Origin of the sequence: Edaphobacter bradus (assembly GCF_025685645.1) — a bacterium.
Lineage (GTDB): Bacteria > Acidobacteriota > Terriglobia > Terriglobales > Acidobacteriaceae > Edaphobacter > Edaphobacter bradus.
Genome location: NZ_JAGSYF010000008.1, coordinates 14,083 through 29,560, shown reverse-complemented (window position 1 = coordinate 29,560; position 15,478 = coordinate 14,083). Strand labels below are relative to the sequence as shown.

Below are 15,478 nucleotides of genomic sequence, written 5' to 3'. Positions count from 1 at the left end.
TAGCGGGAGCCGCCACGACAATTGAATAACGCAACAGAGGAAAATAGGCATGGCAAGTGCTTTGTACCAATCAATCGAGATTCTGAGCCGCGACAAGGGCATCGATCCGACGATCGTCGTCGGCGCCGTCGAGGACGCGATCGCCCTCGCCACCCGCAAGTTCTACAAGACGCAGGAGAACATGCGCGCCGAGATGGACCGCGAGACCGGCGAGATTCGCGCCTACGTCTTCAAGACCGTCGTCGAGAGCCCCGAGCAGGTAGAGGACGAGGTCAACCAGCTCACCCTCGATCAGGCCCGCGAGCTTGCTCCTGAGGTCGAGGTCGGCGGCGAGTTGCGCTTCTACAAGGACACCACGCCTCTAGGGCGCATCGCCGCCCAGATGGCCAAACAGGTCATCTTCCAGAAGGTCCGCGAAGCCGAGCGCGACACGGTCTACAACGAGTACAACCACCGCGCCGGAGAGGTCATCAACGCCACAGTCAAGCGCCTTGAGCCCATGGACGTCATCTTCGACATCGGCAAGGCCGAGGCCCGCATGCCCAAGCGCGAGCAGTCGCGGCTGGAGCAGTTCGCCGTCGGCGAGCGCGTCCGCGTCGTGCTGCTGCGCGTCGATCGCGCCGCCAAGGGCCCGCAGGTCATCGTCTCCCGTGCCGCTCCGGCGCTCGTACAGAACCTCTTCCAGTCCGAGGTCCCCGAGATCTACGACGGAACCGTCACTATCCGCGCCATCGCCCGCGAGGCCGGTGAGCGCACCAAGATCGCTGTCATGAGCCGCGACAAGGACGTTGACCCCGTTGGAGCCTGCGTCGGCATGAAGGGCATGCGCGTGCAGTCCATCATCCGCGAGCTGCGCGGCGAGAAGATCGACATCATCGAGTTCTCCGAAGAGATCACCACCTTCGCCGAAAAGGCCCTCCAGCCCGCGAAGGTCAGCCGCGTCTCCATCACTGACCTCACCGAGAAGCAGCTTGAGGTCATCGTTGATGACACCCAGCTCTCTCTCGCCATCGGCAAGAAGGGTCAGAACGTCCGCCTCGCCGCCAAGCTGCTGCAGTGGAAGATCGACATCAAGAGCGAGGAGGAGAAGCGCCAGGAGGTCGAGCAGCAGATGCAGGCCATGTCCGGCGGCCCCACCACGCCGATCGAGCAGGTCACCGAACTTGGCGAAACCATCCTCGAGAAGCTCATCGCCGCCGGAATCACCACCGTCGAGGCGCTCGCCGACATGACTCCCGAGCAGCTCGAAGAGGTCCCCGGCATCGGCGAAAAGACCGTCGAGAAGATCTCCGTCGCCGTCCGCCACTACTTCGGACAATACGAAGAAGGAGAGGAACGGCCGGCTGCTGCGCCTGCACCTGCGGCGGAACCGGCTGAAGCCGAGGAGCCATCCCTGGGAAAAGTTCCGGAGGCGATCCTCGCTGAGGAAGCCGGCAGCGGGACCGCCACGGAAGTCCATGACCTCTCGGCTGAAGCACTCGCCGAGGCCGAAGATGACGCCTCCGTCAGCGACGCCTACAGCGACGCCGATGCGCGCGAAGAGAAGATTGAGTTAGACAATGACGCGGTAGACACCCTGGTCAATGAGGCTCAGGATGTCTCCGACGAGGGAATCGATGAGTCAGGGTCCGGCCGTGGCTAATCGCTATGACCACGAAGCTGGACTCTGCCGAAGTCGCGAAACAGGCGATTTCGGGGATAATACATACATAACCATTCCTACCTCGAAGAGGCTGATATGAGCAGCTAAGGGCGCAAGGAAGCGAAAAGGACCGGATGAGCAAAGTTCGAATCAACGATCTGGCACGTGAACTGGAGGTCAAGAGCAAGTCCATTCTGGACGCGCTTACGGCGGTTGGCGTTACGGAAAAAAAGACCCACTCCAGTTCCATCGAGGCCGACGAAGCCGAGAAGGTCCGCAGCTATCTGACCGGCGGAAGCCGCAGCGCATCGGCGCCGAAGCCTGCGGCGGAGAAGCCGAAGTTTGACCTCTCCAAGGTCTCCAAGCCCGGCGATGCGCTCAAGGCGATCCTCGAGCGCAAGCAGGCCGAGGCCGCCATCAGGTCCACGCCTCCACCGCGTCCCACGGCAGTGGTCGCTCCGCCTGCCGCCGCACCCAGCGCCGCCGGCTCGCCAACGCGCCCTGTAGCCGCCGCGCCTCCCGCAGCAACTGCAGCCCCAGCACAGCCCGCGGCTCCGGCTCCACGCCGCATAATCATGCCGCAGCCGCGCCCTCAGGCCAACATCATCACTCCGCCGCAGTCGGCGCCGGCAATCGCCAGCAAGCCTCCCGTGGGCCCCGTCATCGCGCGTCCTCCCGCTGGAGTAGCGCCGCATGCAGCCCCCGAACGGCCCGTCGTCGTGGCCCATTCGCCTGTTGCTGCCCACGCGCCTGTCGCTGCCCATCCACCTCTCCAGGCGCCGAAGCCTCCCGTGACCGCCGCGTCTCCCGCGGCAGCACCGGCTCCCGTAGTAGCGGTCTCCGCGCCAGCTGCTGAGACTGTACCGGCTCCGGTAGCCGCAGCCGCGACTCCCGGCGCTCCCGTCCAGCCTCAGCAGATTCCTGAGGTCGAGGCCGAAACAGCCGCAACGCCCGCGCCCGTCGCTTCCACCGCAACGCCCGCCACGCCGCCGCGCCGCGTCATCATGCCACAGACCGGCCCGCGACCGAGCTACACCGCGCCCGCCGGTGCGACACCGCAGCGCGGCCGTCCCATCTTCGAGCGTCCCCGCCCACAGAGCCCTGGCGCTCCCGGCTCGCGTCCGCCCATGGGACCCGGCGGCCGTCGCCCCATGCATCCCACGCGCACCTTCCCCGGCGGTCCCGGCGCAGGCCCCGGCGGCCCTGGCCGTCCCGGATTTGCCCCCGGCTCACGCCCCGGCTTCGGCGCGCGTCCCGGTTTTGGTCCGCGTCCCGGAGGCCCCGGCGGCATACTTCCGCCTCCGGGTGAAGCTCCGGCTGGACGTCCAGCCGGCCGGCCAGCCCAGCGCCGCGGCGGCAACCAGCGCTACGAGAAGTCCAAAGAGGGCCCGATGAAGGGATTCGCCCCTCCGCCACGTTTCGGCGGAGCGCACATCCCCACCGAGCCGATGCCCATCACGCGCACTATCACGGTGACCGAGGGCATCAGCGTCAAGGACCTCGCCGAGAAGCTCGACATCCGCGGCAAGGATCTCATCGCCACCCTGCTCATGCGCGGAGTCTTCGTCACCGTCAATCAGTCGCTCGACAGCGAGCTGGTCAAGGACGTCGCCCGCCAGTTCGGCGCCGACGCCCAGGTCATCTCCGTCGAAGAGCAGCTTGAGAACGAGGCCATTGAGGGCCTGCTCGAGGACACCACCGGCATGGTCGAAGTCGTCCGCTCACCGGTCGTCACCGTCATGGGCCACGTAGACCACGGCAAGACCTCGTTGCTCGACGCCATCCGCTCCACCGACGTCGCCGGCGGCGAGGCCGGAGGCATCACCCAGCACATCGGCGCCTACAAGGTCAAAATCACCAAGCCCGACTCCCCCGCCTTCGGCCGAGAGATCGTCTTCCTCGACACCCCCGGCCACGAGGCCTTCACCCGCATGCGTGCCCGCGGAGCCAAGGTCACCGACATCGTCGTCATCGTCGTCGCTGCCGACGACGGAGTCATGCCGCAGACCCTTGAGGCCATCGACCACGCCCGCGCCGCCAAGGTCCCCATCATCGTCGCGGTCAACAAGATCGACAAGCCCGAGGCCCACCCCGACCGCGTCAAGCAGCAGCTCGCCGAGCGCGGCCTGCAGCCCGACTCCTGGGGCGGCGACACGCCCTTCGTCGAGGTCTCCGCGAAGAAGCGCATCAACCTCGACGGCCTCGAGGAGATGATCTGCCTCGTCGCCGACACCAACGAGCAGAAGGCCACCCCAGACCGTCCCGCCGTCGGAACCGTCATCGAGGCCAAGCTCGACCGCGGCCGCGGAGCCGTCGCCTCCATCCTCGTACAGAACGGTACCCTCCGCACCGGCGACAGCTACATCGTCGGCAACACCTTCGGCAAGATCCGCGCCATGTTCGACGACCGCGGCCGTCCCGTCACCGAGGCCGGCCCATCGACCCCGGTCGAGATCCTCGGCCTCGAGGGAATGCCCGACGCCGGCGACACCTTCCTCGTCATGTCCGACCGCGACAAGGCCAAGGGCATCGCGCAGTACCGCAAGATGAAGGAGCGCGAGGCTCAGCTCGCCAAGAGCTCCCGCGCCTCGCTCGAAGGCCTCGCCGAGCAGATCAAGCAAGCCGGCATGAAGGATCTCAACCTCATCCTCAAGGGCGACGTGCAGGGCTCAGTCGAAGTCCTCGCCGACTCGCTCGAGAAGATGTCCACCGAGAAGGTCCGCGTCCGCGTCCTGCGCGCTGGAGTCGGAGCCATCACCGAGTCCGACGTTCTGCTCGCATCCGCCTCCAACGCAGTCATCATCGGCTTCAGCGTTCGTCCCGACCGCAAGGCCGCCGAGATCGCCGAGCGCGAGAACGTCGAGATCCGCCTCCACTCCATCATCTACGAGCTGCAGGACCAGATCACCAAGGCGATGCTCGGTCTCCTCGAGCCCGTCTACAAGGAGAACTACCTCGGCCGCGCCGAAGTCCTCAACGTCTTCAAGATCACGAAGGTCGGCCAGATTGCCGGCTCCGTGGTTCGCGACGGCCTCATCCGCCGCGACGCGAACGTCCGCGTCCTGCGCGACGGCCACGAGCTCTGGAAGGGCAAGATCTCCTCGCTCAAGCGCTTCAAGGACGATGTCAGCGAAGTCCGTCAGGGCGTCGAGTGCGGTATCGACCTCGCCGGCTTCAAGGAGATACAGGTCGGCGACATCATCGAGGCCTTCACCACCGAGAAGATCGCCGCCGAACTCGGCCAGACCACAGCCGCCCGCAAGGCCGAGCAGGAAAAGTCCGCCGAGACAGCCCACGCATAATCGGCAACCAACCTCAACACGAAAGGCCGGGAGCAATCCCGGCCTTTTTCTGCCTTGTTGTTATTGAGCGGCCTCTCGACGACGGGACGGCGGAGGTCACCGTTTTGGTGCATACGAACGCCTTCGTGTATGTGACCGACTTCCCACCAGACCTGATGACGCTATTCGGCAACACCCCCACAAACGTGGCAGGGGGGCGCAGGCAGGGGTGGGCAAGTGCCTTCTCCACTTGGTGTTCATTAACAGCGCGCTAGGCGCACCTTTGCCCGACCTGGTGCAGCTCTTGATCTCCAACCCGGGAGCGGTAAGGTTCGTCGCCATCAACTCAACAGCCGCGGGCCCGCTTAATGCCAACTTCGGAGTCCCAACCGGCACGCCGGGGTTGTTTCAAATGACTCAGACCGGCGTCCTGCAATCCAACGGAAGCGGCGGACCACGCGGCGATTTCTTCCCTGCGGAGCGCATCAATCTCACGGTTGCAGGCCACTAGCAGGCTTTCTCACCGAACGTGCGCCGTTCTTGTAGGGAGTAAGCGTATGCCAGCACCGTGTTGACGTAGTGTGGGAGGGAGATTTCTCAAGAAGACTAAGTGTCCATCAAAATCTCAAGTGGACACTTGAGATTAGCTAACATGGCTGGGAGTGCGGCGAGGTTCCAGGCAGAAGCTCGTGGATGCGGCTGATGGGATGATCGGCGATGCCTTCGAGCACATGACGCAAATAGAGTTCCGGATCGAGACCATTGAGCCTTCCGAGTAGGCGAACCACACGGCAGGGGCAGTTGTGTCGCCTGCGGGAAGATCATCGCGCACATAGGTCCAGAGTCGCGGACGGGTGGCCCTCATCTGACCGTACCACCACGACAATCGGGTGCCCCATAGCTGGCGGCTTCATCGCCAGATGTGGGGCAATCGCGCGCAAGCGCGATCCGCCCTGCTTATGGGCACGGCTTCAGAGCTTGTCCTGAGCAAAGTCGAAGGATGCCGAAAAAAGCCGGCGTACCGCTCTGCTGAAGGCCGGAGCGGAGTGCAAAGCACGAAACGACTGACTTCCCTTCCCAGCCGCAGATGCCCAAGCATGAGCCAGCGTATACTCTCGCAAAACTACGGAGGCACCCATGGGCTCAATCTCAGTAGCCTGCTATAAGCCGCGTCCCGGATGTGAAGACGCCCTGCTTACGCTGGTCCGCAACCACCTCTCGCCGCTCCGAGCCTTATGCCTCATCACCGACCGTCCTCCAATCGTGATGCGCACCTCCGACGGAACCATCGTCGAGGTCTTCGAGTGGGTTTCGCAGGAGGCCATCGACGCCGCCCACCACAACCCCACCGTCCAGCTACTCTGGAAGCACTTCGAAGACGTATGCACCTACGAGGTCCCATCCAATATCGCCGAGTTCCAGAAGATGTTCTCGCACTTCGAACCGATGAATCTCCACAGCAAACCTTGACTCCCCTGCGCGGGTGCCCCATCCTTGTCGCAGTCTCATCGCGACAAGGGTGGGAATGAAATCCGTCCCAGCCCTATCAAACCCGCTGTTGCTTCTGACATACACAAGGGTTGCCATTTTCCACACCAAATCCTTGACACCCCTGATACCCTTAAATCAAGGAGAAAAGAAGGCCCGGCCAAGGCGCCGGGCCTTCTTCTTCTAAGCCGTTTGGCAACAGACGTGCGCACGAAGTCCAGACCTAAAGTCTATGGATGGAAGACTTTGCACAAATAAGTACGGGGGAGGGGGTTACCATGAACCAGACCGCAATTGAGAGCACAACCATGGACCTGGCAGCTATCCAATCCGCCCTCCGCGAACAGAAACTCGACGGCTGGCTCTTCTACGACCACCACAACCGCGACCCCCTCGCCTACCGCATCCTCGGCATCCCCGGTGGACACATCACCCGCCGCTGGTACTACTTCATCCCTGCACAGGGCGAGCCTAAAAAATTGGTCCACCGCATCGAGTCGCACAAGCTCGACGCCCTGCCCGGCCCGAAAGACCAATACTCCTCCTGGCAGGAGCTTGAATCCAGGCTCAAAGCGATGCTCGATGGCGCGACGAAGATCGCCATGCAGTACTCGCCCAACAACGCCATCATGTACGTCTCGCTCGTCGACGCCGGCACCATTGAGCTGCTCCGCTCCTTCAAGAAAGAGATCGTCACCTCCGCCGACCTCGTCAGCCACTTCGAAGCCGTCCTCACCGAATCCCAGATCGCCACGCACTACGAGGCCCAGCGAAAGCTCGACGCCATCCTCGCCGAGGGCTGGCACGAGATCGGCTCCCGCGTCCGTGCCAACTCACCCGATGCGCACGAGTTCGCCATCGTCGAATTCCTCCAGCGAGCCATCGAGCGCGAAGGCATGGTCACCGAGTTCGGCCCCAACGTCTCCGTCGGGCCAAACTCCGCCGACTCACACTACGTGCCCACTGCGGCCACCTCGAAGCCTATCCGCCGCGGCGACTTCGTCCTCATCGATATATGGTCGAAGCTCGCCAACAACCCCGGAGCCGTCTGGTACGACATCACCTGGACCGGCGCCGTCGACCGCTCCCCCACCGAGCGCGAGCACCACATCTTCACCACCGTCCGCGACGCCCGCGACGCCGCGATCGCCCGCGTGCAACAAGCTTTCAGCACTAACACTCCCATCGCAGGCTTCGAGGCCGACGACGCCTCCCGCGCCGTCATTCGCAACGCCGGCCTGGCCGACTGGTTCACCCACCGGACCGGCCACAACATCGCGACCGACCTCCACGGCAACGGCGCGCACCTCGACAACCTCGAGACCCACGACACCCGCCTCATCCTCCCCAACACCTGCTTCTCCGTCGAGCCCGGCCTCTACTTCCCCGGCGAGTTTGGTATCCGCAGCGAGGTCAACATGATCACTCGCCCCGGCAAAGCGGACGTCACCGGCCGCATCCAGACTGAACTGCTCCGCATTTAGCGCGGCCATCGCATCTTGCCTTGCGCTGCCAGGACCCCACAGCGACGACTGAATTCCCACCTGATATCATCAAATCTGGATATGGCCACCACCCCTCCCGCAGCGGCGCGCGCCGCACAATCCTCTGCCCTGCCCGCGCTCGCGCTGATCGCCGGATGGCTCGTCCCCGGCGCTGGTCACTTCCTTCTTCGCAAGTGGATTCGCGGCTCGCTGATCTTCGTCTCCATCGTCTCGATGTTCCTCATCGGCCTCGCGCTCAAGGGAAAGATCTACTCCCCCACGACCGCCGAGATCCTCGACATGCTGAACTTCGCCGGTGATGTCGGAACCGGGCTGCTCTACGTCATCGCCCGCGTCTTCGATCTCGGCCAGGCCTCCGTCCAGGTGGCCATCGCCGACTACGGAACGAAGTTCATCGTCGTCGCCGGCCTGCTCAACATCATGGCCGCCGTCGATGCACACTCCCTCGCCAACGGGAGAAAGCCCTCATGACCATCTCTCACTTTGGAGCCGTGCTCCTCTTCTCCCTCTTCACCTCGGTGGTCTTCGGCATCACGCAGCGCTCAGAGCCGCGCCTGATGTTCCGCTTCGGCGCCTTCTGCTTCGCCCTCTTCGTCTTCGGAACCATCGCCGCAAGCTGGCTCATGTGGCTCATCAAACACTAGCCCGCCTATGATTAGCGGCCGTCGGGCCTACGCTGAAGATCCTGTCAAGCCCCCAAACCACTCAACCCAATAAAAACAAACAACTTCCGAGTGGCAGAGTGGTTTCCACTACTTTGCTAAAATAGAACCAAGAGCGAAAAGCCCCGAAGACCTTCCGGGGCTTTCGCCTTTAAGCCCAATAAAATGAATATTTTGAACCAGACGCAAACGTAAGTTGTTGAATCTGAGTCGTCCGAAAGCAGCGACCTCACCGGCAAGTCATCTATATATATATGAATATTTTGCGGGTAAACCGTTACGAATGCATATTTTGCGAGAACAGAATACAATAAGCACAATAAGCGGCTGATAATAAATGACATAGGGCAAGCAACAGGGGGAGGGGTATCCATTTCATCGGTATTTTCCCGGGTGGAGGGTGCCTCCAGTCCTGCGGTCAGCCAAATCACTGATAGATAGTGGTTTGCACTTTAGTCATAGCCGATTTGGGTGATTGACCCACCCCCATCGTCCGTTGCCTCATAAGGGAGCACATCTGCGACCCCGTTCGCCGCAATCCTCCCCGGCGACGCACGAAGCCGCCCGAATGGAGACAGTTACCTTCGTGAAAGGGAGAGCAAAAAACCATTAGTCTTACGACCTTCGTGCAGGTATGCTACCTAGTACTTTACGGTGACAGATGAGCTTTCGGCGGTCTGAAAATGGCACAGCCAAACTGTGGGCTTTGTGGACACGGGAACTCCTGGATTCGCATCCAGAGGCGGAGTGTGAAGAGCTGACGCGCCTGGCCGCCTCTCTCTGCGGCACGCCGATCGGCCTTGTCACGCTTCTTGACGAGCGGCAGCAGTGGGTCCGGGCCTCCGATCTCTTCAAGCTCGGCGAGACTCCCCGCGAGATCGCCTTCTGTGCCCACGCCGTGCGCCAGCAGGGCTTGTTTGTCGTAAAGGACGCCCTGCTCGACAACCGCTTCGGAACCAATCCTCTGGTCACCGGCGACCCGCCGCTCCGCTTCTATGCCGGTACTCCGATCGTGACCGCCGACGGCCACGTCCTCGGAACTTTCTCGGTTCTTGACCTGACACCGCGCATCCTCACGGCCGACCAGGCGCAGGTGCTCGAGGTTCTCTCCCGGCAGGCCGCCGCGCGGCTTGAGCTCAAGATGCAGCGCGGCGCGCTCGACCAGGCGCTGATTGAAAAAGAGAAGGCTGGCGCAAACCTGCGCGCCAGCGAAGAGCTCTTCCGCGCCTTCATGAACGCCAGCCCGTTCCTCAGCTATATCAAGGACGCTGCGGGCCGTCTGCTCTTCTACAACCGCGCCTTTGCCCACCGCTTCGGCATCAGCGAATACTCCTGGCTCGGCCGCAGCGACGAGCAGCTCTGGCAGCGCACGATCAAGTCGGTCCGAACTCATGATCTCGAGGTCATGGCCGGCGGCGGCATCGTCGAAACCGAAGAGCAGATCCGCGGCACCGACGGCAAGATCAGCACGCTGCGTTCGTATAAGTTCCCCTGCCACGACTCGGCAGGAAATGTTCTGCTGGCTGGCGTCGCCGTGGACGTCACCGACGACGTGGCCCAGAAGTCCGAGCTCGAGCGCTACCACCAGGAGCTCGAAGACGCCAACGACCAGCTCCGCCGGCTCGCCGTCACCGACGAACTCACTGGCCTGCGCAACCGCCGCGCCTTCGAAGAGCGCCTCGTCATGGAGTTCTCCATGGCCCGCCGCCGCAAGCGCGACCTCGCCGTGCTGCTCATGGACGTCGACAACTTCAAGAAGATCAACGACCGCTTCGGCCACGCGTCAGGCGACGACGTGCTGCGCCGGCTGGGCAATATTCTGCGCACCACCGTCAGGCTGCCTGACCTCCCGGCCCGCTATGGCGGCGAAGAGTTCGTCGTCCTGCTGCCGGAGAGCGGCGAAGAGAGCGCGATGGGCCTCGCGCGCCGCCTCATGCAGCGCATCGCCGTCGAAGAGTGGGAGAACGAACCTGTCACCATCAGCATGGGCATGGCCGCGATGAACGAGTCACTTCAGAACGGCTACCAGCTCGTCGAACTGGCCGACGAGGCCCTCTACGCCGCCAAACGCGCCGGCAAAAACCGCGTCATGGTGCATAGCGGATAAGCTCAGAGATCTGTGGCAAACAAAAGAGGCGCCCTGAGCGGTACGCGCCTCTAGATCGCGGCCAGGCGAGCAAGATAAGCCTTGAGAGTGTCGCGGCAAAGCGTGTAATGAACGAACTTGCCTTCCCGCTGCGCCTCAACAAGTCCGGCATTTTCAAGTTCTTTCATGTGGTGAGAGAGCGTTGGCGCGCTGATCGGCATACAGCTGCGGATGTTCTCGCAGGCGGTGACATCCATCTTGCCAAGCTGCTCGAGAATCTCGTACCGCCTGGGATCAGCCAGCGCCCGTGCAACGAGCCGGAACTGGCGATCGGTGAGCGGGATGTCCTTTGTCTTAGCCACGTGACTACTCTAATCCTTAGATGCGCAAGCATGAAGCCCGGAATCAACTCGCGCCTGGGCATGAGCATTCTCGAGCAGAGCAGCCGCATCGCGAGTGAAGAAGTACGCCAATAAAAACCAAGGGGCGCATCCATCGGAATGCGCCCCTTGGCAATGCTTGCTCGACCGAATCGAGCGTGTTACTACTCCTCCGACTTCGGAGCCTCGTCGGCGGCTGCCGCGGCGTTCTGCTCCTCAAGCTGCTTCTGCAGCTCCTCACGCTTCTTGGCGCGGGTCTCGGCGCGCTTCTGCGCCTTCTCGTTGAGCTCCTGCTCGGCACCGAGCAGCTCGATGAACGCCATCTCGGCAGCGTCGCCCTTGCGAGCGCCGGTGCGAGTGATGCGGCTGTAGCCGCCGTTGCGTGCGCCATAACGCGGAGCGACAACGGCAAAGAGGCGGTCCACCGACTCTGGCGTCATGAGATAGGCGGCGGCCTGACGGCGTGCGTGAACGTCGCCGCGCTTGCCCAGCGTGATCATCTTCTCGACCAGAGGGCGCGAGGCCTTGGCCTTGGTGATGGTGGTTTCGATACGGTCGTTGAGAACGATCGACGTCACCAGACTGCGGAGCACCGCACGACGGTGAGATGTGTTTCGTCCAAGTTTGTAGCCAGCGTTACGGTGGCGCATTTTATATCTCCTTCGAAGCTCACTTCTGTGAGCACCGGAATTGCATTGATTTGTGGGCAGGAGCAGGGCTTGCTGAAGCCTTAGCCCTACTCCCTGAACCCTGTAGTTAGAAGTTTTCCTGCTCGTTGGGAAGCAGGTCGTCTTCTTCGTCGTCCTCGTCGTCGAAGTTGCCGAAGCTGGCGGCGAGAGTCGCGGCAGGAAGAACCGAGGTCGGTCCAGGCTGCGGGTTGCCGTTCTCGTCGATCTTCATGCCGAGTGACAGGCCCATCTGCGCGAGGATCTCCTTGATCTCGTTCAGCGACTTGCGGCCGAAGTTCTTGGTCTTCAGCATCTCGGCTTCGGTCTTCTGGATGAGTTCGCCGATGGTGGCAATGTTGGCGTTCTTCAGGCAGTTGTAGCTGCGCACCGAGAGCTCCAGCTCCTCGACCGAGCGGTTGAGGTTCTCGTTGCGAATCGCCGGGCCATCATGCGCACCCTCCTGACCGGCCTCCATCTCCTCTTCGAAGTTGATGAAGATCGTCATGTGGTCCTTGAGCAGCTTGGCGGAGAGGCCGAGAGCATCAGCGGGAGACACGGTGCCGTTGGTCCAGATCTCGAGCGTCAGCTTGTCGTAGTCGGTGATCTGACCGAGACGGGCCGCCTCAACGAGGTAGTTGACCTTGCGGACAGGCGAGTGGACGCTGTCGACCGGGATGAAGCCCAGGCCGAGGTCCGCGTCGAAGTTCTTGTCGGCCGAGATGTAACCGCGGCCACGCTTCAGACGCATCTCCATGTCGATCTTGCCGCCCTCGGAGATGGTGCAGATGTAAACGTCCTTATCGAGGATCTCGACGTCGCCGTCGGCCTCGATGGAACCGGAGGTCACGACGCCGGCCTGGTCCGCGCGCAGATAGAGGGCCTTGGGGCCTTCGCCGTTCAGCTTGAACGGAATCTGCTTCAGGTTGAGGATGATGTCGGTCGCGTCCTCAACGACGCCTGTGATGGACTGGAACTCATGCAGCACGCCCTCGATGCGAACAGCGGTCACGGCCGCGCCCTCGATCGACGAGAGCAGCGTGCGGCGAAGCGCGTTGCCGATCGTTGTGCCGAAGCCGCGCTCAAAGGGCTGCGCGCTGAACTTGCCGTACTTCTCGGTAATGGTTTCGCCATCGACTGCGAGGCGCTTGGGCTTCTGGAATCCTCTCCAAAGCATCGGTTTCTCCTTTTGCCGTCCTAGCCGCGAGGCATTCTGCGGACTGGCGGGTGGTTCGGTTGCGTATTCGGTTGTTGGTGGTGAAGAAAGCTTCAGCTTCCAGCCGTTAGCCTTTAGCTATAAAAGCTAGAAGCTAGCGGCTGGAAGCCGCCTTCAGATTACTTGCTGTAAAGCTCGACGATCAGCTGCTCGTTGACCGGCAGGTTGATGTCCTCGCGCTTCGGCAGGGCAAGCACCTTGCCAGAAAGATTATCGCGGTTGATATCCAGCCACTGCGCCGCGCGCTGACCGCTGGCGAACTCCTTCGCGGACTCGAGGATCGTGATCGACTTCGAACCCTCGCGGATCGCGACCTCGTCTCCCACCTTGCACTGGAAGGAAGGAATGTTGACCTTGCGGCCATTGACCTGAACGTGGCCGTGGCGGACGAGCTGACGGGCCTGACGGCGGCTCAGCGCGAAGCCGAGGCGGTAGGCCACGTTGTCCAGACGCGTCTCAAGCTGCTGCAGCAGCAGTTCGCCGGTGACGCCGGTCTTGTTCGAGGCCTTCTCATAGTAGGCGCGGAACTGTGTCTCGAGCGTGAAGTAGATGCGCTTGGCCTTCTGCTTCTCACGCAGCTGCAGACCGTAGCCGACGACCTTCTTCTGCTTCTTGGACTGGCCGTGCTGGCCCGGGGGGAAGTTGCGCTTCTCTACGGGGCACTTCTCTGAAAAGCACTTGGCTCCCTTGAGGAAGAGCTTGGTTCCGTCGCGGCGGCAAAGGCGGCAGACGGGTCCGGTGTAACGTGCCATAACTTTCTATCTCCTGACTTCGGTTGTCGATCGCTTTACGCGCTGGCTGCGCTTCTTCACGATCCGGAATTACGACTGTTGGCTTCGCCTCGCCGAAATTGGTAAGCAATGGCTTGGTTTATACCAACGGCAAACAATGTGCTGAGCAACACACCAAGAAAGCGATGTGAGATGTAACCAATTACGACAACTACGAGAAGTGAGGCTCCACGCACTACCCATAACAGAATACTTGCAGTAGATCGCGGGGAGCCGGTCACCCTTACACTCTCCTGCGCTTCGGCGGACGGCAGCCGTTGTGCGGCATCGGCGTGACGTCGCGGATCGAGCGAACCTCGATTCCGGCGGTCGCGAGGGCGCGGATCGCCGACTCGCGGCCCGAACCCGGCCCGGAGACGCGCACATCCACCGAACGAAGACCGTGGTCGCGGGCAGCGTTGGCAGCGTTGACGGCGGCCTGCTGCGCGGCAAACGGGGTTCCCTTGCGGGAGCCGCGGAAGCCGAGCGACCCCGAGCTCTTCCAGCTGAGCGTGTTACCCGTCTGGTCGGTGATGGTGACGATGGTGTTGTTGAACGAAGCCTGAATGAAGACGAGGCCGTACGGAACGTTCTTCCGTTCCCGCTTCTTGAACTTCTTATTCTTACCGGTCTTGGCGGCTGCCTTGGTCTGTGTCTTCGCCATGTCTTATTTCGTCGCTTTCTTCTTACCGGCAACGGTTCCCTTGCGTGGGCCCTTGCGGGTGCGAGCGTTAGTGTGTGTGCGCTGACCGCGTACTGGAAGCGAGCGGCGGTGGCGGAGACCACGATAGGACTGGATTTCGATGAGGCGCTTGATGTTCAGCGAGACATCCTTGCGGAGATCGCCTTCAATCTGGCCTTCCTCTTCGATGACCTGACGGATGTGGTTCAGCTGATCCTCGTCAAGCGTGGAGACCTTCGCGAAGGGGTCAACCGCCGCCTTCTCGAGGATCTTCGCGGCGCGGGAGTTGCCGATCCCGTAGATGTAAGTGAGAGCGATGCGCGCCTGTTTGTTATTCGGGACATCGACTCCAGCAATACGTGCCATGGATTTCCTTTGTGCTGGGCTCCGGCAGCTTCGCCGCTGGAGCGGGGTTTCTGGTTTACGGCAGATTCGCGGGGTTCAACGCAAGCCTTAACTTCGGCTAACTAGCCCTGCGGGGCCAAATGAGGGATGAAAATCGGGAAGCAGGCGGAAACAGAGTTTCTGCTTGTCCTTCTTTATCCTTGACGCTGCTTGTGCTTGGCGTTCTCGCAGATAACGCGAACGACTCCACGGCGGTGAATCACCTTGCACTTGTCACAAATCTTCTTTACGGAAGCACGAACCTTCATAAAACAAAACTCCTGAAAACAGCCGCCAGCTCTTTACACTGACTTACGCCAGAGGCCAACGTGGTCTTGAATTGCACTTGATTTCCAGCCGAGAGCGAGACGCTGCAAGCCGGAGGCTTCTTTCGCGCCGTCTACTTATAGCGGTAGACGATGCGTCCGCGGTTGAGATCGTACGGGCTGAGCTCAATCGCGACACGGTCGCCGGGGAGGATGCGGATGAAGTTCTTGCGCATGCGTCCGGAGACGTGCGCAAGCGCCTGATGCTTGTTCTCAAGCTCGACCTTGAACATCGCATTCGGCAACGTCTCAACAACGGTTGCCATTACTTCAATTGCATCTTCCTTCGACAATCGATCTCCTTGGGAAAGCCGGGGTCTATGCCCCTTATTTCCAGAAACTTCTATCCGCAGGGCCGGCTTCGGCAAAACGGAACCGGCTGCGCTTGGAC

General features: G+C 61.9%; 16 protein-coding genes and 1 pseudogene. 8 read left to right on the top strand and 9 right to left on the bottom strand.

The window, feature by feature from the left end; all coding sequences use genetic code 11:
* The first annotated feature begins 49 nt into the window (after positions 1–49).
* The 3 genes from nusA to OHL16_RS19785 all read left to right on the top strand — a co-directional run bounded on the left by nusA (position 50) and on the right by OHL16_RS19785 (position 5,434).
* Positions 50–1,642, top strand: coding sequence for a transcription termination factor NusA (nusA, locus tag OHL16_RS19795; RefSeq protein WP_263368930.1), 1,593 nt, complete (start codon positions 50–52; stop codon positions 1,640–1,642).
* A gap of 134 nt (positions 1,643–1,776) precedes the next feature.
* On the top strand, positions 1,777–4,944 hold the full coding sequence (gene infB, locus OHL16_RS19790) for a translation initiation factor IF-2 (protein ID WP_263368929.1): 3,168 nt from the start codon (positions 1,777–1,779) through the stop codon (positions 4,942–4,944).
* A 208-nt stretch (positions 4,945–5,152) separates the two neighbouring features.
* Positions 5,153–5,434: a hypothetical protein gene (locus OHL16_RS19785; protein WP_263368928.1), complete on the top strand. Its 282-nt coding sequence runs from the start codon at positions 5,153–5,155 to the stop codon at positions 5,432–5,434.
* 136 nt (positions 5,435–5,570) lie between these two features.
* On the opposite strand, the pseudogene OHL16_RS19780 reads toward OHL16_RS19785, so the two are convergent.
* Positions 5,571–5,693 (bottom strand): annotated as a pseudogene (locus tag OHL16_RS19780) (transposase domain-containing protein); the annotation flags it as partial.
* Between the two features lie 367 nt (positions 5,694–6,060).
* Between OHL16_RS19780 and OHL16_RS19775 the strand changes: the two are divergent.
* The 5 genes from OHL16_RS19775 (at position 6,061) to OHL16_RS19755 (ending at position 10,685) form a co-directional block, all read left to right on the top strand.
* Positions 6,061–6,393, top strand: a complete 333-nt coding sequence (locus OHL16_RS19775) for an antibiotic biosynthesis monooxygenase (protein WP_263368927.1) — start codon at positions 6,061–6,063, stop codon at positions 6,391–6,393.
* Positions 6,394–6,689: 296 nt separating this feature from the next.
* A complete protein-coding gene (locus OHL16_RS19770) occupies positions 6,690–7,895 on the top strand; it encodes a M24 family metallopeptidase (protein ID WP_263368926.1) in 1,206 nt (401 codons plus the stop codon).
* 81 nt (positions 7,896–7,976) lie between these two features.
* A complete protein-coding gene (locus OHL16_RS19765; protein WP_263368925.1) occupies positions 7,977–8,387 on the top strand; it encodes a DUF6677 family protein in 411 nt (136 codons plus the stop codon).
* Positions 8,384–8,560, top strand: a complete 177-nt coding sequence (locus OHL16_RS19760; RefSeq protein WP_263368924.1) for a hypothetical protein — start codon at positions 8,384–8,386, stop codon at positions 8,558–8,560. The genes OHL16_RS19765 and OHL16_RS19760 overlap by 4 nt, the downstream gene beginning before the upstream one ends.
* A gap of 679 nt (positions 8,561–9,239) precedes the next feature.
* The gene (locus OHL16_RS19755; RefSeq protein ID WP_263368923.1) at positions 9,240–10,685 is read left to right on the top strand and encodes a sensor domain-containing diguanylate cyclase; all 1,446 of its coding nucleotides are present in this window, start codon (positions 9,240–9,242) and stop codon (positions 10,683–10,685) included.
* 50 nt (positions 10,686–10,735) lie between these two features.
* Here OHL16_RS19755 and OHL16_RS19750 read toward each other — a convergent pair whose 3' ends face one another.
* The 8 genes from OHL16_RS19750 to infA all read right to left on the bottom strand — a co-directional run bounded on the left by OHL16_RS19750 (position 10,736) and on the right by infA (position 15,380).
* The gene (locus tag OHL16_RS19750; protein ID WP_263368922.1) at positions 10,736–11,026 is read right to left on the bottom strand and encodes an ArsR/SmtB family transcription factor; all 291 of its coding nucleotides are present in this window, start codon (positions 11,024–11,026) and stop codon (positions 10,736–10,738) included.
* Positions 11,027–11,208: 182 nt separating this feature from the next.
* A complete protein-coding gene (gene rplQ / locus OHL16_RS19745; RefSeq protein ID WP_317891107.1) occupies positions 11,209–11,694 on the bottom strand; it encodes a 50S ribosomal protein L17 in 486 nt (161 codons plus the stop codon).
* A 106-nt stretch (positions 11,695–11,800) separates the two neighbouring features.
* A complete protein-coding gene (locus OHL16_RS19740; protein WP_263368921.1) occupies positions 11,801–12,886 on the bottom strand; it encodes a DNA-directed RNA polymerase subunit alpha in 1,086 nt (361 codons plus the stop codon).
* A gap of 158 nt (positions 12,887–13,044) precedes the next feature.
* Complete coding sequence (rpsD, locus tag OHL16_RS19735; RefSeq protein WP_263368920.1) at positions 13,045–13,677, bottom strand: 30S ribosomal protein S4; 633 nt, start codon at positions 13,675–13,677, stop codon at positions 13,045–13,047.
* 262 nt (positions 13,678–13,939) lie between these two features.
* On the bottom strand, positions 13,940–14,359 hold the full coding sequence (gene rpsK, locus OHL16_RS19730; protein ID WP_263368919.1) for a 30S ribosomal protein S11: 420 nt from the start codon (positions 14,357–14,359) through the stop codon (positions 13,940–13,942).
* Positions 14,360–14,362: 3 nt separating this feature from the next.
* Positions 14,363–14,743, bottom strand: a complete 381-nt coding sequence (gene rpsM / locus OHL16_RS19725) for a 30S ribosomal protein S13 (protein WP_263368918.1) — start codon at positions 14,741–14,743, stop codon at positions 14,363–14,365.
* A 173-nt stretch (positions 14,744–14,916) separates the two neighbouring features.
* On the bottom strand, positions 14,917–15,030 hold the full coding sequence (gene rpmJ / locus OHL16_RS19720) for a 50S ribosomal protein L36 (protein WP_013581269.1): 114 nt from the start codon (positions 15,028–15,030) through the stop codon (positions 14,917–14,919).
* A 131-nt stretch (positions 15,031–15,161) separates the two neighbouring features.
* Positions 15,162–15,380: a translation initiation factor IF-1 gene (gene infA / locus OHL16_RS19715; RefSeq protein ID WP_035352293.1), complete on the bottom strand. Its 219-nt coding sequence runs from the start codon at positions 15,378–15,380 to the stop codon at positions 15,162–15,164.
* Positions 15,381–15,478: the final 98 nt, after the last annotated feature.